Origin of the sequence: Virgibacillus aidingensis, assembly GCF_010994035.1 — a bacterium.
Taxonomy (GTDB): Bacteria; Bacillota; Bacilli; order Bacillales; family Amphibacillaceae; genus Virgibacillus_N.
Genome location: NZ_WIXN01000001.1, coordinates 313,042 through 333,563, shown reverse-complemented (window position 1 = coordinate 333,563; position 20,522 = coordinate 313,042). Strand labels below are relative to the sequence as shown.

The following is a 20,522-nucleotide window of genomic DNA, read 5'->3' as shown; positions in this document are numbered from 1 at the left end:
TACTTTCATGATGACCATATAAACTGTTCCCTTCTGCCTGCACTAAAATATATGAGACAACCATGGCAAATATGCATTTACGAAGGAGATTCGATAACCACTTGTGCTGCAGCATATTCCCTGCTATGTGTGATGGAAACAAAAATGCGATAATCCTCAAAGCCTGCAGCATTTAACGAAGGAGCTCCATTTTTATCTGATAATACTTCAATGTGCTGAAAGCTCAGTTTTCCAATACCGGTTCCCAGCGCTTTTGCAAAAGCTTCCTTGGCCGCAAATCTGCCTGCTGCATACTCCACTCTTCTATTTTCATTTTGCAGCGCATAAAAAAAATTTCTTTCTTTGTCTGTTAAAATCCTTTCGGCAAAACGGTTATTTCTCAGTATATTTTTTCGTATCCGATCCAATTCGATGATATCCAAACCAATCCCACATATCATAATATGTCTTCCTTTCCAGTTCTTCAGGTACTTATTGATATATTTTTTGAAAAAATTTTAGTAAGCTTATTATGGGCATACTCTATTCTCTTTGTTACTAAACTATAATATATATCATTTTACAATGGATGAAATACTTGAAAATAAATTAATTTAGGGTGATACGATGTTTATCCGGAATGAAAGAAGTATAAAAGAGTTCCTGCAATTTTATCCCGTCGTTGGCGTCATCGTTATTATTAATTTAGCAATTTGGCTAATTGACGACCTGCTGCAGCTGCAAATAGGAAATCTTTTGTACCAGCTTGGGGCAGGAAGTAATTATTACATCGCCGAGGGACAGTACTGGCGGTTAGTGACTCCTATTTTCCTCCATGCCGGTTTCATGCATGTGCTTTTTAATTCCTTTGCCCTTGTACTTTTTGGCCCTGCTTTGGAGCAGATGCTCGGAAAGTTCAAATTTATTATGGCCTATCTCGCTACCGGTATCGCCGGAAATGTTGCAACCTTTGTATTCGGGCCGTCGGAATTCTGGTATGTGCATGTTGGTGCTTCCGGCAGTGTTTATGGACTGATGGGCATATATATTTTCATGGTGTTATACCGCAAGCATCTGATTGATCAGGGCAGTTCACACATGATTACGGTTATATTTGTTATTGGTATCATTATGACATTCCTTCGTCCCGGCATAAATATTCATGCCCATATTTTTGGAGCTGTAGCCGGTTTTGCAATTGCCCCTGTTATTTTGTCAGGTGCACAGGCGTATTCTCCATGGCGGAACCGCCGCCGTTATGCGCAGGATGATGGTTCCATCCAATTTGATCCGGACCGCTGGCGAAAAAAAAGGCTGCCTGATAAATTAAAGAAAAATATTATATGGATTATCCTTGGAATCCTCGTACTGCTCGGATTGTTTGGCAGAATGTTTTAGTTGGTTTCCGGACATAATCCGGATAAAGACAATCAGCGGGGCCGTTCACTTCATCCCCCGCTGATTGTCTTTTTTATTCATATTTAATTTTCCCCTGTAAGAATACCAATCAGACAATTCATCCGTATTCGATACTTTCATTTCCTTTAGTTTATAATGCTTTCCAGCCCCAAATTTGCCTATGATGGAGAGCTCCATTGTTGCCAGGTTTTCCCTTCGGTGCATCAGGTGCTGTTTTTTTTCAAATGCCTGGATTCTTCGGTGGTATATTAACATCGTGTTTTTGCCAAACACCCGGTATTTTACCATTAACATATTCCCTTTTAATGCAAAACCGCCATCTTTATACCTCTGCCATCCTAACAAAAAGCTGATGGCAAATAGGATGATCGCTAACCAGATGAACGACGGAAAAAACCAAATGACGGCTGCACCAAGCAAAATAAACGGCAGCATGGAGCGAAACAAATAGTATTTTAAAGCTTTTTTCGGCAAGGGCTCCCATACTTCTGGCAGTTTTGCGTATCCCGGCAAAATCTCCTGCAAAAATGGTGCTATTTCTGTTTTCTTTATCATCGGGAACAGAATGGTGGAGAAATCTTCTCCTTTTTCCTGTGACCCGCCTGCTACCTCTGCAAATACCGCAGCATAGCCGAGCGGCTGTCTTATCATACTTTCCTGTATGCCTACCGCCTGAATACGATTCAACGGGATCGTTATTTGCTTCTTTTCCAATAATCCACGCGTTATAAACAACTCGCTTTTCCTATTGGTGATGGTAAAATTACCATACTTTATCATCGTTCCTGCGATTCCCAAAAGCCATATCATAATTAATATGAAAACAATGAAGGCAGCTATTAATATAAGGCTTAAACTGACCACCCAGTCAATAGCATTGGAATACACTTCATCCGGAATGAATTGCTCTATCTCGGAAAATGCCACCACAAAAAAGGCGAGAATGATACCAATACTGCTGGAAGTCGAGCCTGCCAAAAATAAACGTTTGAAGGAAATCGTAAAGCTCGGATCGTTATTTTCTTCAGCTTCTTCTACTTCCTCCTCCGCTGACTTTTTTCTTTGCTTCAGTTCACTGCGCAGCCGCTCCCCTTCCCCGAGTGTTACAGCACTTAAAGAACCTTCTGCTTCTGTGCCGCTGCCGGCTGTCTCAATCTGAACTTTTACCAGTTTAAATATCCGGTGAATAACTCCTGCAGTCAAATCAATCGACTGGATCCGGTTTTTGGAAATATATCTTTTTCTGCGAATAAAGATACCGTATTCAATACGCAATTCGTTCTCCTCTACCCTGTATGTAAACCGGTACCATGCAAGTGCATGAAAAAGAATCATTAATATGACGATAAAAAATGCCACCATTAAAAAGTAAAGGAAACCCTGCTCCCTGAATGTGATGAAGCCGAGAATAAACAGGAAAATCATTTCCCTCAGCGATTTAATCAGATTGAAAAAAACGGCTGCCGGGTGCAAGCGACGAGGACTAGACATCATCTTCATCCACCCTTGCCAATGCTGAAATTCTGTCTCTTAATTCTGATGCGTCCTCCTCCAGGAGTGCAGGTATTTCATGGGTTGTGGCCGCAGTTGATACAGTCACCGTTGCAAGGGAATACCCCTTTAATATCGGTCCCTGTTTTGTATCCACATGCTGAACCCGGATCATGGGCACCAAAGTCCGGGAAACGATCAAAATACCGTACTGGATATATATTTCCTGTTCAAACACCTCGTAACGCCACCTTCTCCAGCGAAGTTTCGGCAGTATAAATATAAATAATAAAGCACTTAATAGAGTAATCATGATGGCAATCACCGTAAACCAATATGTATAACCATTAAAATAGGAAACCGTTGCAATGATTACTGCAGCAAGCAAAAGAAAGCCGGTAAAAATAGCTCCTGTAATTTTCCACACTTTAATGGCATCTTTGGCAATAGCATTTCTGGGGGGCTGTCTCATTTTACAATCCTCCTGTATGTTCCATTATTAGGGCAGATGCCGATCACGGGTCTTATTGCAAATTTCATATGTACTAATCATTATGAGGATTAGCAATAGGACTTGAGTTCATTCTACCATAAGCCCGTTCACTTTTAATGTTTATAAACGACCGGATAAGCTTAAAAACAAGCGTGAATCATTTAGTTCACTTATAACGACCGGATCTCCCACCACAAGTTTCAAAAGAATAAATGCGCAGGCTCATTATAGAAGTGTAGAAAAACTTCCAAATAGTTTCTGTTGTCTGTTGGAGCCGGATAAGGCTAAACGAACAACCCTAATCCCAGCTTAAAAAATAAAAATTTTGCTAAGCAAAGAAAAAAGCCCCTTATCCCAAAGAGAGCTTTTTCCAGGTCTATCTTTTATTTAGCGTTTGTGATAATTCCCTTTGCGGTTTCTGCCGCCTTGATTCCTGCCGCCCTGTCCTCGGTTTCCTTGTCCCCGTTTTCCATAAAATCTTTTTTTATTGGAACGGCGGTTATTATCCTTGGACCGCTGTGCTTTTTTCACGCTGATTGGTGCCACGGAAGAGATTCTTACCGGTGTATCTCTTCGTTCTTTCGTCATTAGCTTTAATGCAGCTGCAATGACGGAGATGGAATCATGATCCTCAAGCAGTTCATTTGCTGTTTGCTTGTACGGTTTTAAATCAGACTCTTCAATTGTTTTCATTATTTTGTCTACGGTAACCTGCTGCTGTCCCTTGCGTGCATCATGAATGGTAGGCGGCACCAGGCGTTTCATTTTACTTTTCGTCGTTTTTTCAATTAACTGCAGATGCGCCATTTCTCTTGGTGTAATGAAAGAGATGGCTTCTCCCGTCCGCCCCGCTCTTCCGGTCCTGCCAATACGGTGCACATAGCTTTCCGGATCTTGTGGTATATCAAAATTATACACATGGGTCACACCGGAAATATCCAGGCCTCTTGCTGCCACGTCCGTTGCCACCAGTACATCCACCCGGCCATTTTTAAATTTATTTAATACAGACATGCGTTTTCCCTGCGTCAGGTCCCCATGGATTCCTTCAGCACGGTAACCTCTCGCCTGCAGGCCTTCTGTAATTTCATCTACGCGCTTTTTTGTTCTGCTGAACACAATAGCAAGTTCCGGTGAATTTATGTCCAAATGGTTATTTAATGTATCAAACTTGAATTTTTCCGGGATTTCAATGAAAAACTGATCAATATTTTCCACGGTCATTTCTTTTGCTTTAACTTTAATTTCCTTTGGATTATTCATCATGTTTGTCGCAATATCGCGAATCTCTTTTGGCATGGTTGCCGAAAATAATAATGTCTGTCTTTCTTCCGGTATGGCTTTTAAAATTTCACGGATATCATCGATAAATCCCATGTTTAACATTTCATCCGCTTCATCCAATACCGTTATTCCCACCATGTCAATCCGGATAGTTCTCCTGCGCATATGGTCAAGCAATCTTCCCGGAGTCGCAACTACGATTTGCGGACCTTCTTTTAGTGCACGAATTTGCCGGTCCATCTGCTGACCGCCGAAAATGGCCAATGCCCGGATTCCTGTAAATTTACTCAGCCTATTGAGCTCCTCTGCCACCTGAATCGCCAATTCACGGGTTGGCGCCACGACAAGTCCCTGTATTTTTCTTTGCTTTGCATCGATTTTCTCGATCATTGGTATGCCAAATGCTGCTGTTTTTCCCGTACCGGTCTGGGCCTGTCCAATCACATCATGACCTTCCAGTCCATATGGAATTGTTTCCGATTGAATCGGAGTCGCTTCTTCAAATCCCATGTTTTCCAAAGCTTTCATAATTGGATTTGAAATATTTAATTCATTAAATGTTGTCACTTGATACTCTACTCCTTTTTACTGCTATTTCATATTCTCGATGGCAATTTTTGGCGGATGAGGAACTAGCATGGCTCAAAGCCGCAATCTGCCATAATAATGGGTCTACCGCCAAAAAATACAATAAGTTTAATTTCTGCCGGTAAGCTTAGTGATAAGCCAGCTTTTATAATGTTATACATTGGTCTACAATTCGTTTCCCGCCCCTATTTAACCGTAAACCTTTAGTGTTTTTAAGTTAAACTTCATAAACGCATATGTTGAAAATTTTTCATTTGTATGTTGAAAATATATTCATGAAATTATATTCAATGTTGCATCCTTATCACAAGAACCTAAAAATTAAGCCTGTATTATCATATCACATAATCCGCGGTGATACTAACAAGATAAATGATTTTTACGTAAGACCATGATAAACTAAAACACATCATGAATATACAAGGAGGTCCTCCAATGCGGCTCCCTCCATTTAATCCGCATGCAGCAGTAGTTATAGGGGTAATTACAGTGTCTGCTTCCGCCATTTTGGTAAGGCTGGCGGATGAAGCACCTGCAGCCATTATTGCAAATTACCGGTTATTATTTGCTGCACTGCTTATGCTGCCAATTATTTTAATGAAATATCGTCATGAGTTTAAAAAAATATCCAATAAAGACTGGATTCTATCTATATTTGCAGGTATTTTTTTAGCTGCTCATTTTATTCTCTGGTTTGAATCCCTGAATTATACATCTGTTGCCAGCTCGGTTGTACTTGTCAGCTTACAGCCGATATTTGCTTTTTTGGGCACATACTTATTTTTCAAGGAGCGCTTTTCTTCCGGTGCGATTATCAGTATGCTTATTGCCTTATTTGGCAGCATTATTATCAGCTGGGGAGACTTTCAGATCAGCGGGTTAGCACTGTTCGGCGACATACTGGCACTGCTGGGGGCCATCACGGTAACCGCATATTTTCTCATGGGACAATCGGCGAGGAGAAACCTGTCTTTAATGACATATACGTTTCTTGTTTATGGCATAGCTTCTATCGCCTTGATTTTATACAATGTTGTGCTGCAAAACGATTTTACCGGATACCCTGCTGATCACTGTTGGCTATTTCTGGCATTGGCCATTTTCCCGACCTTTTTAGGCCATTCCTTATTTAACTGGGCCCTTAAATGGCTGAGTACCGCTACCATTTCCATGGGAATTGTATTTGAACCTGTTGGGGCAACCATACTTGCATACTTTATTCTCGGAGAAGTGGTTACATGGTCGCAATTGCTCGGTGGAGCCATTGTCATATTCGGCCTGTTCCTGTTTATCATGAGCACTACCAGAAAACCATCTGTTACCATATCAAAAAAAAGCTGAACATGGGACGATAAACTTGTTTGGTTAAAATTGCACCAGCTGCTACTCCTTCTTTTGAACAGCTTCAAAGCTTGACATACAGCAAGATATAAGGCGGGGGGCATTCCCATCAGCCTCTCCATATGATTTAATAAAACAGAGTAAAAATGATACAACCAGCATAAAATTATTGATATAATTTAAATAAAAACAAGAAACCGGGTGATCTTTTGAACATACAATTAATGACTGACAGTGGAGCGGATATACCAAAAGAATTGGCAGAAGCAATGAATCTGCAGATCGTGCCCCTGTATTTGCATTTTAAAGATGGCGAATATAAAAGTGGAGTAGATATCGACCTCCCCGCATTTTATCAAAAAATAAAAGAAACGAATGAACTCCCGCAGTCGGCAGCGCCGAGTCCGCATGATTTTTATGAAGCATATAAAAAGGTGAACAAAGAAAAACCAATTATTATGCTTAGTATATCCAAAGGGCTAAGCAGTACTTATGAAAATGCTGTTGCCGGAAAAAATATACTGCTGGAGGAAGAGCCGGACCGTGTAATTGAAGTATTAAACACGAAAACAGCCTCGTGCGGGGTCGCACTTCTATTGCATGAGGCAAAGAAAAAGATAGCAGAAAACGAAACATTTGATCAAATTGTTGCCCATCTTTCCCGGAAAATAGAGAAAACAACCTCTTTATTCGTATTAAAAACTTTGGAGAATTTAATTATGGGCGGACGTTTGGACAAAGTGAAAGGTGCCCTTGCCAAAACCCTGAATATTAAATTGTTAATGAAGGGAAGCGAAGAAGGAACAATTGAAGTAACGGAAAAAGTGCGCGGGGAAAAAAGATCCATTCGCCGCTTTATCGAACAAATCGGCGAGTATACAAAGAACGCGGAGAATAAAATCATTGCCATGTCCCATTGCAATGACGAAACAAGAGCAAAATCAGTACTCGCCGACATCAAGAAAAAATATCCGTTTAAAGATGCCTATATTACCGAAACAGGTCCGTTAATTTCCACATACTGCGGTAAAGGAGCATTGGTCATTGCATTTTTCAGGGATTAAAATAACAGAGGGATGATCTCTTATGAAACTGGAGAACCATCCCTATTTTGCATCTACAGCAGGTTTATTCAAAAAGTCAAGTACCATGGAGTTCAAGGTGTCTTTATCGTCACCTAAACAAATAAGATGCTTTGACCTTTCAAAGAAAACGACTTCTTTTTCCTCTGAGGTAATTTCTTTGTCCAGATAATATGCTGTTTTATATGGGACCATCCCATCCTGCTGCCCCTGTGCAATTAACACAGGCGTTTTTACTTTTTTCAAGTAACGCCTCGTGAACCTTACCAGCTTCATAAATTCTATGTTTGCTTTAAAGGGAACATGTCCCGTCTTATTTTTATAATGCAAGTACATTTTGTTGCTGTCCAGCTCCCCTTTAATGCGATCGGCCAGTATTTCTCCCATATCCATGCCGATTTGCTTAAAGGACAAATATTTCCCTGCTGTAGCCAGCAGCACAAGCTTCTCTACCTCGTATTTTGCGGCTAAATAGGAAGCAATCATCCCCCCCATGGAAAAGCCTATCAAATAAATGTCGTCACATTTTCGCATTAATTGCTGCAGCTCTTTTTCTGCTGTTTCAATCCAGCTTTCATGGGAAACATCTCTTAAATCAAGGTTCTTCCCATGCCCCGGAAGTGTAGGCACTTCTATTTTCCAATTTGTATTTTCTTTCAAATGGTTTGCCAGCGGAGAAATTTCATAGGGGCTGCCAGTATATCCGTGTATCATTAAACAACCAATCATATCTATTCACCTCTATGCTCTTATCATACATTTGCCCACTCTCCCGAAAAATATTACCCATTCATCGTTATGCATCCTTTTTCATTTACCATAACTGGGTAATTTATCAAAGCACATAAAAGCCGATGTAAATCCTGCACATCAGCTTGATCACCATTTATCTAAACCCTTTCAAAAATGAACTAAATTGTTTAAATATAGGAGAAACCTGGTGATACGTATTGGCCATTTGTCCTACCGTACCTAACATTTTATCAATATCAACCTTTCCATCCTCATTTTGAAAATTACTCATAAATCCGCCTGCCGGTTTCATTGGCTGGTATGGAGGATAATTTCCCTGCGGCGGCTGCTTTTGATACTGCTGTTGCATAAAGTCCTGCCAATTTGGCTGTTTCGGCTTTGCAAAATATTCATATGGCGTTTGGTGAACAGGCGGTTCATTATATGGAGGTTTTTCGTTGAATGGTTGATGAGAAAATGGACCCATTTCCTGATGGTAATGATAAAAAGGCTGCTCCTGGCGGGGATGATGATAAGGACGATGGAACATGCGTACACACCTCTTTTGCACAATATTATCTGATAATAACTTATGCAAAAATTAATTGGAGTGTGTTTGGCTAGAAATAATGTTGCCAATTCCCCTGTCCTTCATCCAAAGCCTGGATTATTTTATTTTTCTGAAGTCCCAGTATTGGACTTTTATCATTTTCAATAAATGTTGCCGGTGTTCCATAAACTCCTTGATTTTGGAGATCCTTCATATAGCTTTTATTTTTCGTCACATTTTTAGTTTCATAATTGATCTCCATTTTATCCAGTTCGGATAACAGCTGATCACATTTCCTGCTGTTATCACTAATATATACAACAACTTCTTTGTCTTCCATATTGTTTACCTCCCTGCCGCCATTAATCCGTTCCATCAACACATACCCGTTTATCAGTTAACTAAAACACAATTTTTCCAAAAACATTACAACTATATTTCAAGTGTTTCATTTTTTTTACAAATGATGGATTTTTTTAAGCAATATAAAAGGAAGCAAAGCTTTCCATAAGCATTTGCTTCCTTTCTTGTTGCAGACATACCGACTTGCCTGCAAATCAGGATAGACCAGAGACATCCCGTATCCCCATAACTAATCATACCGCGAATAAAAACTGCCTGCTATGATGTTCATCACACTTTAAGAAATTTATCGTTCATATTTATTTGTTTTATCGCCAGCATTAAAATAAGCGGAAATATCAATGTCAATAAAGGATATACTCCACTGAAACCGACAAGAACAATACTCGCAAAATGTATTCCTTCCTCAAGCTGAAAAACTTTTGATTTTCTAGCCAGAATGACCATGGACTTATTTATTTTCAGGAAAAAACTATATAAAAACACGCTCATCACAAGCGCAATGTAAAGAACAAACCAATAACCTGCGATAACATAAATCCCTATCATTGCCGGGATAAATAATACCCCCCATCCGAACGCAGCCCAGGTAAAGAAACTTTTCCGAAATCCGGATAGAGCCCATGGCAAAGCCTGCAAAATGTCAGCCTGAAAGCGGTCCATATAAAATGTCGACATGACTGAGCTATAGGCATATATTGCAATAGCAACTCCAATTGGCAGTGCTATTTCATGAACAAATGGCAGTATAATCAACATAAGGAAAAGTGCACCAACTAACCGGAATAATAATTCATAGTTTTTAAACAGATATACCTTCCACATGCGGTGATAAATGGCTTTTTTTGTACGAAAAGGAGCTTTCCGCTTCGGGCTGTTCTGAAAAATGCCGAACCTCTTTTGCCGTCTCATTTTAGTGTTGGATGCAAAGCTGATCAGCTGCATATTCCAAATATGATAATCACTGATTTCCGTCACCCTGGACCAGTCGATGTGTTTAAATATCCCCGGCAGGAGATAAATATGGGAAATAATTATTACCCCTGCTAAAACCAGCCCGGCAATCGGCGATTCGAGTGAAAATCCAACTATGTTTATGCTGAGTACTGCAAGCAGCACGCTGATTTTCACCCATAACCGCTGCTGAAACAACTTCCATTGCGGTACGGTCATGATCACTTCGTAAGTTAAAAATAATGCCATGTATGAAAGTATGAGGTTGATGGAAATCGGTGTTAATATTGCTGCAGCTCCTAAAACAAAACCATATATCACAATTTGTTTTACCAGTTTTTCAAGCAGCGTCATCAGCCAGACTTTGTTCCTTGCGTATGGAAGAAGCGTTAATTGATATTCTGAACTGGAGAATCTTATCCCTGGCTCACGGAATGCCTTAAACACATATCTTATCGGCAAAACAGTCAATAAAATCCAAAAACCCTTTTCCCCGTTGGCTTCAAGCAGGTTAAAATACGGTGTCAGTTCTTCAGTAATATCCCCAAATATAAACAAAGCAGCAAATATATATCCAAGAAACAAAATGACATAAACAGCAGTCGTTAAATCAATAACAAGCGCTAACGCCATTTTGCTGAGCTTTCTTTTTTTACGAAAGCGGTTTTTGCTTAAAAATAAATATGCTTTCCAGACAGAGGGTTTTCGTATCATAACTCCGTTCTCCTCTGAATGGTTTCAAACTCGCTGATTGATCCCTGGTTTTGGATTTTTCCATGCTGAAGCATAATAAATGAATCCGCCAGCCCCCGTACTCTTTCCAGCTGATGCGTTGTAAGTAAAATACTTGTCCCATTCCGGACTTTCTGCTTGATGACTTCCTGCAGGTAATCCATGGCATACACATCCAGTCCAATAAATGGCTCGTCAATTAATAGAATGGGGGTATCCGGAAGCAATGCACAGATAGTTTGTACTTTTTGCCGCATTCCTTTTGACAATGCTTCCGGGTACTCATGTAATTTGTCTTTTAATTCAAAACCGGAGATATAGCGGTTAACCCGTTCTGTTAATGTCCTTTCAGACAGTTCATAGCTCATGCCATATAGCTGAAAGTGCTGCATTGCTGTCAGTTCCGTTAACAGTAGTGGCTCCTCCGGGAGATATGATATCATTTGTTTGAAGGTTAAAAAGGAATCATCCTGGTCATAATTTTCATTTACTGTAATCTTTCCCGAGGCTTTTTCCAACATGCCCAGGATAGTTTTGAACAGGGTAGATTTTCCCGCGCCGTTGTGTCCCACCAGGGCTTTAACGGAGCCCGCTTTCAAATCAAAAGTAATATCTTCCAAAAGTGTTGTATTTGATATTGTTGTTGTAACGTTTTTTAACTCCAATGCTTTCATGCGGCTCCCCCCTTGCCTGTTTCACTAATCCAGATACGTATTTGCTTATCGAAATGTTTCACTTAAAAGGAGATATACCATAAAAACAGCCCTTATAAAGAGACTGTTTTCATGTAACTCCGCATTCACTTTACACTATCTTTACTAAAATATAAGCATCCATCTTCACATATTTACTATCCAGCCTTCCAGCGCCGTAAGATCCGACTTTGAAATAAATCCATTTTCATTTTCCATTCTATCGATCCTGCTTTTTTATAAAAGCATTCATTTTCATAGGTTTCTTTTTTTAATTGTGCTAACCGGTCATGAGCAATACATTTATATATTTCTGTATGAAAATTCACGTTAACCTTCTCCCTTCATATTTGGGAAGGCTTCTGGTTTGGTATACTGACGGATAATTATACTTACTTAAATAACACGGGAATTTTTAGTGATAAGTAAATACGAATTCTTTTTCAACGCCTTTTATTATCATCTTTTTGTCATCACCTTTATGATTATTTGCACTCTCATCCGCCCCTTTCTGCACCAGAATTTTTGCGACATATCTATTAACGCATGTAAAGCGCTTGTCCAACAAGAGAAAGAATAAATATAATAATTTTTTATTACGGAAAACAGGATCAAAATTACAATGCGGCTGATTTTTTGCTAATATCATGTACTTCATATAAAATGGCATTAAAAATTCTATAATCAAGGAAATGCAATCAGCTAAAATCAGCTTTGTCTTAGAATACAAGTCACTATTTCACTCTGTCAGCTGAATGTTTTTAGGATAAAAAGAATGAATTGGTCTTAGCAGAAAATATGGAAATTTAAACGGGAAATGGTTCATTCACTTTTATACAGTATTCCACACAGGATAACGAAAAGAGGTTAATAAGAATGAAACTAGTAGGAATATCGGGAGCACTTGCCGGGGAGAAAACATCTCTTGCAGTAAACGATGTATTGGTTGCTGCTCAGCTTCTTGATGCAGGTATACAGACTGAATTAATTGACTTAAGGGATTATGAGATTGAATTTACTGTTGGTGCCCCGCTTGCGGATTATAATGACGATACGTGGGAAGTTGTTAATAAAATGATGTCAGCTGATTTCCTTGTGTTCGGTACCCCGATTTATCAGGCATCCATTTCAGGTGCATTAAAAAATCTGCTGGATCTCCTGCCGGAAAATGCATTCAAATATAAGGTGACAGGCATCGTAGCAACAGGATGGTCCGACAGGCATTTCCTGGTACCGGAATATCAATTAAAACCAGTCCTTTCTTATTTTAAAGGGCTTATTCCAACAGGGAACGTCTATATTCAAAATGATGCTTTCAATGAAGAAAGTGAAGAGATTACAGATCCCAATGTTGCTGACAGAATTCAAAAACTTGCTGAAGAAATGATTTACCTGCAGAAGGGAATAAATAACCGGCCATAATGAAAAAATGTCAAAGCAAAAGCGCAGTGAACATACTTTCTTTGTTCACCGCGCCTTTTGTTACATATTTTGTTTAGCATCATTTTTTACACAACGCGATTTATAAACGATTTTGCGTATACTGTCCACGGATAAATTATACATGGACTCCAGTTCTTCCAGACTCTTGCCTTCCTTATATAATTCATATATTGTGTCATTGCGTTTTTTAATGACTTGGCGGGATCCATTGACTTCTCCCCAGCCCGCCCGCTTATTTTTTGCTTTTGGAATATACACCAGTTCACCCTGGATATATTTCTGCATTTCTTTCAGCAGACTAGGGGGAAGCACCTCTTTTCCATTTTTGTACTGCACGATTTTTTTCCTCCTCTTCCAAATACAGACAATTTGATATTAGACGTCCTTCTATCATATCCATCACTTCTTGTCTCCTTTCCTTTTAAATTTATATTTCTGAGTAAATAGGCATACACCAGGCTTCCGATCATCTTGCCCGGGTAAGTTTTGTACAAAATAGTATAATTGATTTTCTTTGTTATTGAAAGATGTTAATGTTCCGAATTCTGCAGATAAAAAATAGGACCGCAGTTTTACGGCCCTATTCGTTTCCATTTCCGCTTAAGCGGAAACCACCTCATATTTTGTGATCATTATAATCAGCCTCCTTTCCCAGAGTCTATCGGCCCGACACCTTCATTAACTCATGGAAACCAAGAATAAACAAGGGAAAGTTTGGTTATAATTATTTTTTTCTTGGTTTTTAATGAAAAAAAGATGCCGCCTCAAATTCAGGCGGCAACTCCTAATCATCTATATCAATAGAAATAACAAGTATTTCTCCTGTAAATGCGTCAATTTCAATTTCAGCTTCCTGCTCGCCTCTTTCAATTTCTATCTCATAGATTAAGCGATCATCCTCTTCATCCAATTCCAGGGAAGTCACCGTCCCGTCAAACTCATTTAATGCAATTCTGCGGGCTTCTTCAGAATCAATGGTGGACCTTTCCCTTAATGGCTCCTTGTCATCTTCTTCCTGCTCATCTTGCTTCTCTCCAGTTTCTTCCTGTGTTTGTTTGTCTGCATGTTCTTCACCTGAACTGTCCGTATCACCTGAATCCTCTTCCCGGGAAGCCTCCTGCAATTCTACCTCTTGCATTTCAAGCACTTGCCCCGTATTTCCGTCTATCTTAAGCAAATATCCTTTTCTGTCATATTCCAGTTGGACTTCATATACCGCAGTCTGCATGTTATCTGATTCCAGGGTGACTTGTGTAACCCCTCCCGGGTACTGGGATTTAACAATCTCCCGGATCTCGTCTTGAGACAAATCAGGATCACCATGTACGGCGTCAGACTGATAGATACCCGCCCCTAAAACAGCCGCTCCAATGATAATTGCCGTAATCAAGCCTATTTTTTTCTTCATAGCTCTCCTCCTTGCCCACTTTTAAGATCCGGACATATCATTTCTGAAAATACCGTATGGAAATTGTTGTTGCGGCTCAATCATCTATTTCTATTTCCAGGATTTCTCCAGTGCGTGCATCAATATCCAGTTCTGCTTCTTTTCCTTTATTTTTAATTTCCACTTCATAAATTAAACGGCCATCATCTTTATCCAATTCCAGCTCTTTTAACTTTCCTGAAAACTCATTTAGTGCAATTTCTTTAACCTCAGCTGCATTTAGAATACCATCCAGGTTTTTATCGGCATTTGTATGCTTATTCCCGCCGTATGTTTCTGTTTCTATTTTTAAAATTTCCCCGGTGTAAGCGTCAATATCCAGTTCTGCTTCTTCTCTGTTTTCATTTTGTACTTCCACTTCATATTTTAGGCGGCCGTCATCTTCGTCCAGGTCCAGTTCTATCATCCTTCCCGGAAATTCTTCCAGCACAATCTTTTCAATCTGATCAACCGTTAAAATGTCACTGGATCGCTCTTTGCTATTATTTTTCTCATCGCTTTCGGCAATCTTCACAGTGTTTTGCCCACCATTTGTTTCATTTGAACCAGCAATCATTTCTTTTTCCCTTATTTCGAGGACTTCACCGGTATCCCCATCAAGCTCCATATCATATTCCTTGCTGTCTCCTTCCACTCCGACTTCATATACTGCCCTGTCTGCTTCTTTTTCCAATTCAAGCTCAGTAATTTCACCCGGGTATTGCTGTTCAACAAGCTGTCTGATATCCTCTTCCGATAATTTCACGTCAGCCTCTGAGGCATCCGATTGATATATTCCCAACCCAAGAACAAGCGCACCTGTCAACACTGCTGCAGTCATTCCAATTGTCTTTTTCATTTCTATCTCCTCCTTGTTTGTTTCTAGTTAAATCATAACCGAGGAGAATGAAAAAACCCTGTGAGTAAAATTAGAATTTGATTAGAAAATGTTAATTCTCTTTAGGCAGCGGCAAGATAAGCGAAAATGTTGACCCTTTTCCGATTTCACTTTTGACATCCAATTCCCCATTATGCATGGATGAAATTGCCTTGGCAATAGCTAGGCCAAGCCCCGTCCCCCCAGTCTCCCGGCTTCTCGCTTTATCCATGCGGTAAAAACGGTCAAAGATGCGCTCCTGCTCTTCTTCCGGAATCCCCTGTCCATAATCTGTTACATGAAGCTTCATCCACTCACCATGGGAAGTTAGCGATACATTCACCTGGTCCTCACTGTATTTCAATGCATTATCAACCAAAATATAGATGATTTGCTCCAATTGATCCGGGTTCCCTTCCACGACAATTGGGTCTCCTGTATTCTGAAAAATGATTTCTCTCTTATAAGCTCCCCGAAAAATTTGTACTGTTTCTTCAACTAAGGAAGTCATATCCACATCCTTTGCCACGGCTTCATTTTTATTTTTAGCCAATGCGAGCAGCTGCTCCACCAATTTCTGCATACGATCAGCTTCTGAATCAATGGCTTCAATGGATTCCTCAATCAGCTCCGGATTTTCCTGCCCTCTCCGTTTTAACAGCTGTGAATAGCTTTTTACAATGGATATCGGTGTTTTTAATTCATGGGAAGCATCAGATACAAAGACCTCTTGTTTTTCAAAATTCTCCCTTAAACGGTCAATCATTTCGTTAAAAGTTTTTTCCATTTCATATAATTCATCTTTGGATTTGCTATCCACTTCAATTTTTTGCCATTTTCCCTGTTTTGTGTTCTCCTTCATCGTCCTAATCAGTTCTGTTATCGGATTTAATAAAAACCTGCTTAGTATATTTCCCGCCAAAACGGTCGGAATCAGTATGATAATGGAAGCAGCCAGCAGAACATAAAACAGGGTCGTCATCGTACTGTCGAGCTCAACTAAATGATTGGATACTTCTAATGTTACCACATCACCATTACTCCAGATAATCGGCTTCTTCACAACTGCAACATTGGAACCATCATCCGGGGAAATGATTCTTTGGCTTTCTGATGCGTGAAATCCGCCTTCAAGTGTAGTGTAAGCATTCGGCCTTCTATGCCATTCCAGCGGTTCGCCCTCCTGTGGAAATACTCGTGCCATGCCATTGGTCGGTAAATATGCTTTAATCAAATCGCTGGCTGCATCAGGATTGTTTGCAAGATCTTCTGTCATGATGTCTGAAAGCTCTCCGGCCATCGTGTCCGTCTGCGATTTTACCTGCTCTAACTCACTTTCCGCACTGGTTTGGTAGAATAAATAATATATAGAGGCATTTACGATTAAAATCAAAACGAGCATAAACAGACTGGAAAACAATTGAATTTTTGTGCGCAGCTTCATTTTTTCTGATCCTTTATCGTATAGCCGACACCGCGTACCGTTTGGATAAAGCTGGAGTTATAGTTTTTATCGATTTTTTGCCGCAAATAACGGATGTAAACATCTACAACATTGGTGTCTCCAAAATAATCAAAGCCCCATACTTCTTCAATCAGCTGTTCTCTTGACAGCACGATATTTTTATTCTTCAGCAGATAAACAAGCAAATCAAACTCCCTTGGTGTCAAATCGATCGACGCACCAGCATAAGTTACTTCATGCGCATTCAAGTCGACCTTTAACTCCCCGACAGAAAGTATTTCCACGTTTGTCTGTTTCACTTTTGGCGATCGCAAATGTACCCTGATTCTGGCAAGCAGCTCCTCAATTTGAAACGGCTTTGTAATGTAATCATTTGCGCCAAGGTCCAGTCCGCTTACCTTATCATGGACTTCATCCCTGGCAGTCAATAGGAGGATAGGCGTTGCATCATCCGTTCTTCTGATTCTGCGCAATACCTCAAGTCCGCTTAATTCCGGAATCATGATATCCAGCAAAACCAGATCCCATTCCTTCTCTTCCATCAGCCGGAGTGCATCCTTGCCATTATCAGCAATCGCCGTTTCGTAATTTTCATATTCCAGCTCCAGCTGTAAAACCCTGCTTAACTTCTTTTCATCCTCCACAATTAAAATCCTAGGCCCCACCAAAATTACCACCTGCTTTTCTTGGGACAAGGGGACAGGTACCTCGTCCCATATTCGTAGGGACACGGGGACAGGTTCCTTGTCCCGCATTCGCAAATTTAAATAAATGGGACAGTCAACCTGTCCCCGTGTCCCTTTAACCTGTCCCCGTGTCCCTTTTCTTCCCCTTTAATTATGAAACCATTATACTTAGAAACAAGATAAATGAAAAGATTATGGGAGGTTTTTTCATGTTGGCATTGGATCACCTGATTATTACCGCCAAAGATCCGGAAAAGGCGGCAAAGGATTTTGGAGAAAAGCATGATGTTACAGTGCTGGAAGGAGGTAAGCATGATAACTGGGGGACATACAATTATTTAGCTTATTTTGCAAATGACAGCTATATTGAATGGATCGGCATTTTTGATGAAGACCTTGCAGAAGCCTCTGATAACCCGCTTATCATGCAAACGTACGACGCATTATCAAAAGGGCATGAAGCTTTTATTCAATTTGCAGTACGCACGGAAAAAATGGATGACTTCATTGAGCATTTTCAGCAGACCGATGTAAATTATAAGGGCCCTTTTGCCGGCAGCCGGCAGAGACCGGACGGTTCCCGGCTGGAATGGCGGATGCTGTTTCCAGAAGCCGCCAGAACGACGCTTCCTTTTATTTTGGAATGGGGTAAAACTAAAAATGTGCCACAGGATAAAGCGCTTCTTAACAATAAGAGGATTGAGGAAGTCACACTGAATATGGCAAATAAAGATTTATTTCACAAGATATTTATACTGGAAGCCAGTGATGATATCATCCAACTGGGAAATAGCCGGTTGAAATTTATTGAGGATAATCAGCATCGGCTTGGTTTTTCCTATCAATCGTATTAACAGCAAAAAAATGGCTGAATCCGGCTTTTTTCTGCCTGTTTACTCCGAACTTCGCAAGGCAAGGAAGAACTTGAGAAAATAACATTCAAGTGAAGAATTAACATTTGGACAAGGTATCTTCTTGTCCTCTTTTACTTTCACCTTTATTTGTCCTATAATCGGCTTTTCGATTTTCCATAAACATGATTAACTATCAATCATTGAGCATGGTAATTATTGGTATTTATTGGTTGGGACCCTAATTCGGTTAAGCTGCTTAAAAACTCACAATATTAGCCTCCTGCGGTTTCGTCAAGAAAGCAACAATCTATTAAAAACAGGCTCCAGAAAAGCATCCGTTTGTTAAATAATTTATAAACCTCTATTTTTGTTAAACCATTCTTCTTTATTCCAATCTGCAGTCATTCCTCCTAATGAGGGAAAAGATAATTTACCGTCATTCGATTGTACAAAACCTAATAAAACAGTACGTTCAATCAAAAATCGCCATGAATTTATTTGTATAATATCCAAAATTTCAAATGCGATATCAGGATATTTTTTTGAGAAAGCATCAAAGTTCTTAAATGCTAATACAAAACCTTTATTTTCGGTAGTCATGTCAGATAAACAATCATTAAAAGCATTTAAATTCTCACCATAATAGTCTGGGAATTGAAGAGTTTGAGAAATGTCTTTGTGAAAATTGCCGTTGTCCCATTCATTACAATTAAATGAATATATATCAAATCCTTCTAATTTAATTGCCTGAATACTTTTTTCAAAAATGCTGTTATTCCAAAATAAAGTAATGCTTCCATTCTGCATAAGTTCCTTCCAGAATTCTGTTGACAATTCGCACCTCCAATATTTATTCTTCTTTCAACTAACCTGTCTTTGAATCCGGACGATTCACAAGGGGACAGTCAATCGATTAACCAAAAGAGGATCTACACGACTGAGACATGCCCTAATTATGGTGGTTCGCTCCGCAATCCGTGATGTTCGCAAGCAAAAGACAACAGAAGAAACCATTCCTTGTAACAAGAAATTACGGGAATTTTATTATAAAAAACGAGGTGAAGGAAATCCTTATAAAGTAGCGATAATTGCGTGTGCCAATAAACTATTACATTGGATTTATGCCATTTTGAAAAGCAACTCAACCTTCCAAAATATTGCGTAACTAGTTAACTTAACCAAATACTCCAAAGCCTCCAATTAAAAATTCAGGAGGGTTATTTGGCATGTGCAAAATAAGTATACCACAATTAATTTAAGTTTTTTGAGAGAAATATTGACAACTATTATCTGGTTTACCTTAAGTGCACTTAATCACAAGTCACCACTTTCTATTATATTTTGTACATAACTTAGATAAATTGCTATTCAAGGACTAAACAAAACGATTTCACAAACCAAGAAGATAAGTGAAATCGTCAATAAATTTATGCTATATTATTTTTCAAACCATACCATTATCCCATTCCCTAGGGTTCCATTTCTTAATAGCAATCCATAACTTTCAATTGTTTCAGGAACTGTAAATTCTAAAATCGCGTGTATCATACCATCTTGCGTACCGTGTAACCATCGTTCATCTGCATAATCCAGGAAATGAATGCTACTACCAGACCGACTATGCTTGATTCTATGAATAATAAACGATTCAATTGACTTGGACGCCAACCAATTGACAATAAAACTGCAAATTCTTTTCGTTTCGCTAATAGGTTAACAATTCCAGAAGACCAAACATATACGATTGCCACAGCTATAACACTTGCCACAATTCCCGAAAATCCCAGTTTAGTTTCTTGGAAAATAGAAATGATGAGCCAATATTCACCCAGGGCTGTTGAAGCCAGCCAATATCATTTTCATCATTTAACCCGGGAACATAAGTTAAAGCTAATTGTGGTGACGAACCCAATGTAATTTCTGTAATAAGTCCTGTTCTATTCTCAATATTACTTGCTACTTTTTCTAGTATCACTTGACTCTCTTCACTTCAATCTGTACCTCCTGCCACTTTAATTCGGATTGCTGAAATCGGTCTTTATTTGACATTCAAATGAAGGCTTGAATATAA

General features: G+C 39.4%; 23 protein-coding genes and 1 pseudogene. 6 read left to right on the top strand and 18 right to left on the bottom strand.

Annotated features, from left to right (window positions below; translation table 11 throughout):
* Positions 1–77 precede the first annotated feature (77 nt).
* Positions 78–440, bottom strand: a complete 363-nt coding sequence (gene acpS, locus GHD25_RS01815; protein ID WP_164214625.1) for a holo-ACP synthase — start codon at positions 438–440, stop codon at positions 78–80.
* A 166-nt stretch (positions 441–606) separates the two neighbouring features.
* On the opposite strand from acpS, the gene GHD25_RS01810 reads away from it, so the two are divergent.
* A complete protein-coding gene (locus GHD25_RS01810; RefSeq protein ID WP_164214624.1) occupies positions 607–1,377 on the top strand; it encodes a rhomboid family intramembrane serine protease in 771 nt (256 codons plus the stop codon).
* A gap of 45 nt (positions 1,378–1,422) precedes the next feature.
* Here the strand turns inward: GHD25_RS01810 and GHD25_RS01805 are convergent, their stop codons facing one another.
* From GHD25_RS01805 to GHD25_RS01795, 3 genes are all read right to left on the bottom strand, one after another.
* Positions 1,423–2,898, bottom strand: a complete 1,476-nt coding sequence (locus GHD25_RS01805; RefSeq protein ID WP_240452174.1) for a PH domain-containing protein — start codon at positions 2,896–2,898, stop codon at positions 1,423–1,425.
* Complete coding sequence (locus GHD25_RS01800) at positions 2,882–3,361, bottom strand: PH domain-containing protein (protein ID WP_164214623.1); 480 nt, start codon at positions 3,359–3,361, stop codon at positions 2,882–2,884. Before GHD25_RS01800 ends, GHD25_RS01805 begins: the two co-directional genes overlap by 17 nt.
* A gap of 408 nt (positions 3,362–3,769) precedes the next feature.
* Entirely contained in the window at positions 3,770–5,233 is a 1,464-nt protein-coding gene (locus GHD25_RS01795; protein WP_164214622.1) for a DEAD/DEAH box helicase, read from the bottom strand.
* Between the two features lie 456 nt (positions 5,234–5,689).
* Between GHD25_RS01795 and GHD25_RS01790 the strand changes: the two genes are divergently transcribed.
* Positions 5,690–6,595, top strand: coding sequence for a DMT family transporter (locus tag GHD25_RS01790; protein ID WP_164214621.1), 906 nt, complete (start codon positions 5,690–5,692; stop codon positions 6,593–6,595).
* Positions 6,596–6,804: 209 nt separating this feature from the next.
* A complete protein-coding gene (locus GHD25_RS01785; RefSeq protein ID WP_164214620.1) occupies positions 6,805–7,659 on the top strand; it encodes a DegV family protein in 855 nt (284 codons plus the stop codon).
* 42 nt (positions 7,660–7,701) lie between these two features.
* On the opposite strand, the gene GHD25_RS01780 is transcribed toward GHD25_RS01785, so the two are convergent.
* The 6 genes from GHD25_RS01780 to GHD25_RS01755 form a co-directional block, all read right to left on the bottom strand.
* Positions 7,702–8,406 (bottom strand): alpha/beta hydrolase, encoded by a 705-nt coding sequence (locus GHD25_RS01780; RefSeq protein ID WP_164214619.1) that lies wholly within the window; start codon positions 8,404–8,406, stop codon positions 7,702–7,704.
* Positions 8,407–8,563: 157 nt separating this feature from the next.
* Positions 8,564–8,959 carry a YppG family protein gene (locus GHD25_RS01775; RefSeq protein WP_164214618.1) on the bottom strand — a complete coding sequence of 132 codons (396 nt, stop codon included), beginning with the start codon at positions 8,957–8,959 and terminating at the stop codon, positions 8,564–8,566.
* A 70-nt stretch (positions 8,960–9,029) separates the two neighbouring features.
* Positions 9,030–9,299: a thioredoxin domain-containing protein gene (locus GHD25_RS01770; RefSeq protein ID WP_164214617.1), complete on the bottom strand. Its 270-nt coding sequence runs from the start codon at positions 9,297–9,299 to the stop codon at positions 9,030–9,032.
* Positions 9,300–9,592: 293 nt separating this feature from the next.
* Positions 9,593–10,990: a hypothetical protein gene (locus tag GHD25_RS01765; protein WP_164214616.1), complete on the bottom strand. Its 1,398-nt coding sequence runs from the start codon at positions 10,988–10,990 to the stop codon at positions 9,593–9,595.
* A complete protein-coding gene (locus GHD25_RS01760; RefSeq protein WP_164214615.1) occupies positions 10,987–11,682 on the bottom strand; it encodes an ABC transporter ATP-binding protein in 696 nt (231 codons plus the stop codon). The genes GHD25_RS01765 and GHD25_RS01760 overlap by 4 nt, the downstream gene beginning before the upstream one ends.
* Before the next feature lie 433 nt (positions 11,683–12,115).
* A complete protein-coding gene (locus GHD25_RS01755) occupies positions 12,116–12,388 on the bottom strand; it encodes a hypothetical protein (protein WP_164214614.1) in 273 nt (90 codons plus the stop codon).
* A gap of 188 nt (positions 12,389–12,576) precedes the next feature.
* On the opposite strand from GHD25_RS01755, the gene GHD25_RS01750 reads away from it, so the two are divergent.
* Positions 12,577–13,122, top strand: a complete 546-nt coding sequence (locus GHD25_RS01750) for an NADPH-dependent FMN reductase (protein ID WP_164214613.1) — start codon at positions 12,577–12,579, stop codon at positions 13,120–13,122.
* Positions 13,123–13,182: 60 nt separating this feature from the next.
* On the opposite strand, the gene GHD25_RS01745 is transcribed toward GHD25_RS01750, so the two are convergent.
* The 5 genes from GHD25_RS01745 to GHD25_RS01725 form a co-directional block, all read right to left on the bottom strand.
* Positions 13,183–13,479 (bottom strand): CD3324 family protein, encoded by a 297-nt coding sequence (locus GHD25_RS01745; RefSeq protein ID WP_164214612.1) that lies wholly within the window; start codon positions 13,477–13,479, stop codon positions 13,183–13,185.
* Positions 13,480–13,927: 448 nt separating this feature from the next.
* Positions 13,928–14,551, bottom strand: coding sequence for a PepSY domain-containing protein (locus GHD25_RS01740; RefSeq protein WP_164214611.1), 624 nt, complete (start codon positions 14,549–14,551; stop codon positions 13,928–13,930).
* 76 nt (positions 14,552–14,627) lie between these two features.
* Positions 14,628–15,428: a PepSY domain-containing protein gene (locus GHD25_RS01735; RefSeq protein WP_164214610.1), complete on the bottom strand. Its 801-nt coding sequence runs from the start codon at positions 15,426–15,428 to the stop codon at positions 14,628–14,630.
* 91 nt (positions 15,429–15,519) lie between these two features.
* A complete protein-coding gene (locus tag GHD25_RS01730; protein ID WP_164214609.1) occupies positions 15,520–16,890 on the bottom strand; it encodes a HAMP domain-containing sensor histidine kinase in 1,371 nt (456 codons plus the stop codon).
* The gene (locus GHD25_RS01725; RefSeq protein WP_462943485.1) at positions 16,887–17,576 is read right to left on the bottom strand and encodes a response regulator transcription factor; all 690 of its coding nucleotides are present in this window, start codon (positions 17,574–17,576) and stop codon (positions 16,887–16,889) included. Before GHD25_RS01725 ends, GHD25_RS01730 begins: the two co-directional genes overlap by 4 nt.
* Before the next feature lie 230 nt (positions 17,577–17,806).
* Here GHD25_RS01725 and GHD25_RS01720 point away from each other — a divergent pair, with 230 nt between their 5' ends.
* On the top strand, positions 17,807–18,451 hold the full coding sequence (locus tag GHD25_RS01720) for a VOC family protein (RefSeq protein WP_164214607.1): 645 nt from the start codon (positions 17,807–17,809) through the stop codon (positions 18,449–18,451).
* Positions 18,452–18,802: 351 nt separating this feature from the next.
* Here the strand turns inward: GHD25_RS01720 and GHD25_RS01715 are convergent, their stop codons facing one another.
* Positions 18,803–19,285, bottom strand: a complete 483-nt coding sequence (locus GHD25_RS01715; protein WP_164214606.1) for a barstar family protein — start codon at positions 19,283–19,285, stop codon at positions 18,803–18,805.
* Between the two features lie 38 nt (positions 19,286–19,323).
* Here GHD25_RS01715 and GHD25_RS01710 point away from each other — a divergent pair.
* Positions 19,324–19,616: pseudogene (locus tag GHD25_RS01710) on the top strand (transposase); the annotation flags it as partial.
* Between the two features lie 379 nt (positions 19,617–19,995).
* Here the strand turns inward: GHD25_RS01710 and GHD25_RS20115 are convergent.
* Complete coding sequence (locus GHD25_RS20115) at positions 19,996–20,202, bottom strand: FtsX-like permease family protein (protein WP_346426762.1); 207 nt, start codon at positions 20,200–20,202, stop codon at positions 19,996–19,998.
* Positions 20,203–20,204: 2 nt separating this feature from the next.
* Positions 20,205–20,426, bottom strand: coding sequence for a hypothetical protein (locus GHD25_RS01705; protein WP_164214605.1), 222 nt, complete (start codon positions 20,424–20,426; stop codon positions 20,205–20,207).
* Between the last annotated feature and the right edge of the window lie 96 nt (positions 20,427–20,522).

Excerpts from the sequence above, each read along its gene's own strand:
- GHD25_RS01765 (WP_164214616.1), bottom strand. The coding sequence starts at position 10,990 with ATGATACGAAAACCCTCTGTCTGGAAAGCATATTTATTTTTAAGCAAA.
- GHD25_RS01805 (WP_240452174.1), bottom strand. The coding sequence starts at position 2,898 with ATGAAGATGATGTCTAGTCCTCGTCGCTTGCACCCGGCAGCCGTTTTT.
- GHD25_RS01780 (WP_164214619.1), bottom strand. The coding sequence starts at position 8,406 with ATGATTGGTTGTTTAATGATACACGGATATACTGGCAGCCCCTATGAA.
- GHD25_RS01810 (WP_164214624.1), top strand. The coding sequence starts at position 607 with ATGTTTATCCGGAATGAAAGAAGTATAAAAGAGTTCCTGCAATTTTAT.
- acpS (WP_164214625.1), bottom strand. The coding sequence starts at position 440 with ATGATATGTGGGATTGGTTTGGATATCATCGAATTGGATCGGATACGA.
- GHD25_RS01775 (WP_164214618.1), bottom strand. The coding sequence starts at position 8,959 with ATGTTCCATCGTCCTTATCATCATCCCCGCCAGGAGCAGCCTTTTTAT.
- GHD25_RS01750 (WP_164214613.1), top strand. The coding sequence starts at position 12,577 with ATGAAACTAGTAGGAATATCGGGAGCACTTGCCGGGGAGAAAACATCT.
- GHD25_RS01760 (WP_164214615.1), bottom strand. The coding sequence starts at position 11,682 with ATGAAAGCATTGGAGTTAAAAAACGTTACAACAACAATATCAAATACA.
- GHD25_RS01720 (WP_164214607.1), top strand. The coding sequence starts at position 17,807 with ATGTTGGCATTGGATCACCTGATTATTACCGCCAAAGATCCGGAAAAG.
- GHD25_RS01770 (WP_164214617.1), bottom strand. The coding sequence starts at position 9,299 with ATGGAAGACAAAGAAGTTGTTGTATATATTAGTGATAACAGCAGGAAA.
- GHD25_RS01800 (WP_164214623.1), bottom strand. The coding sequence starts at position 3,361 with ATGAGACAGCCCCCCAGAAATGCTATTGCCAAAGATGCCATTAAAGTG.
- GHD25_RS01790 (WP_164214621.1), top strand. The coding sequence starts at position 5,690 with ATGCGGCTCCCTCCATTTAATCCGCATGCAGCAGTAGTTATAGGGGTA.
- GHD25_RS01730 (WP_164214609.1), bottom strand. The coding sequence starts at position 16,890 with ATGAAGCTGCGCACAAAAATTCAATTGTTTTCCAGTCTGTTTATGCTC.
- GHD25_RS01735 (WP_164214610.1), bottom strand. The coding sequence starts at position 15,428 with ATGAAAAAGACAATTGGAATGACTGCAGCAGTGTTGACAGGTGCGCTT.
- GHD25_RS01740 (WP_164214611.1), bottom strand. The coding sequence starts at position 14,551 with ATGAAGAAAAAAATAGGCTTGATTACGGCAATTATCATTGGAGCGGCT.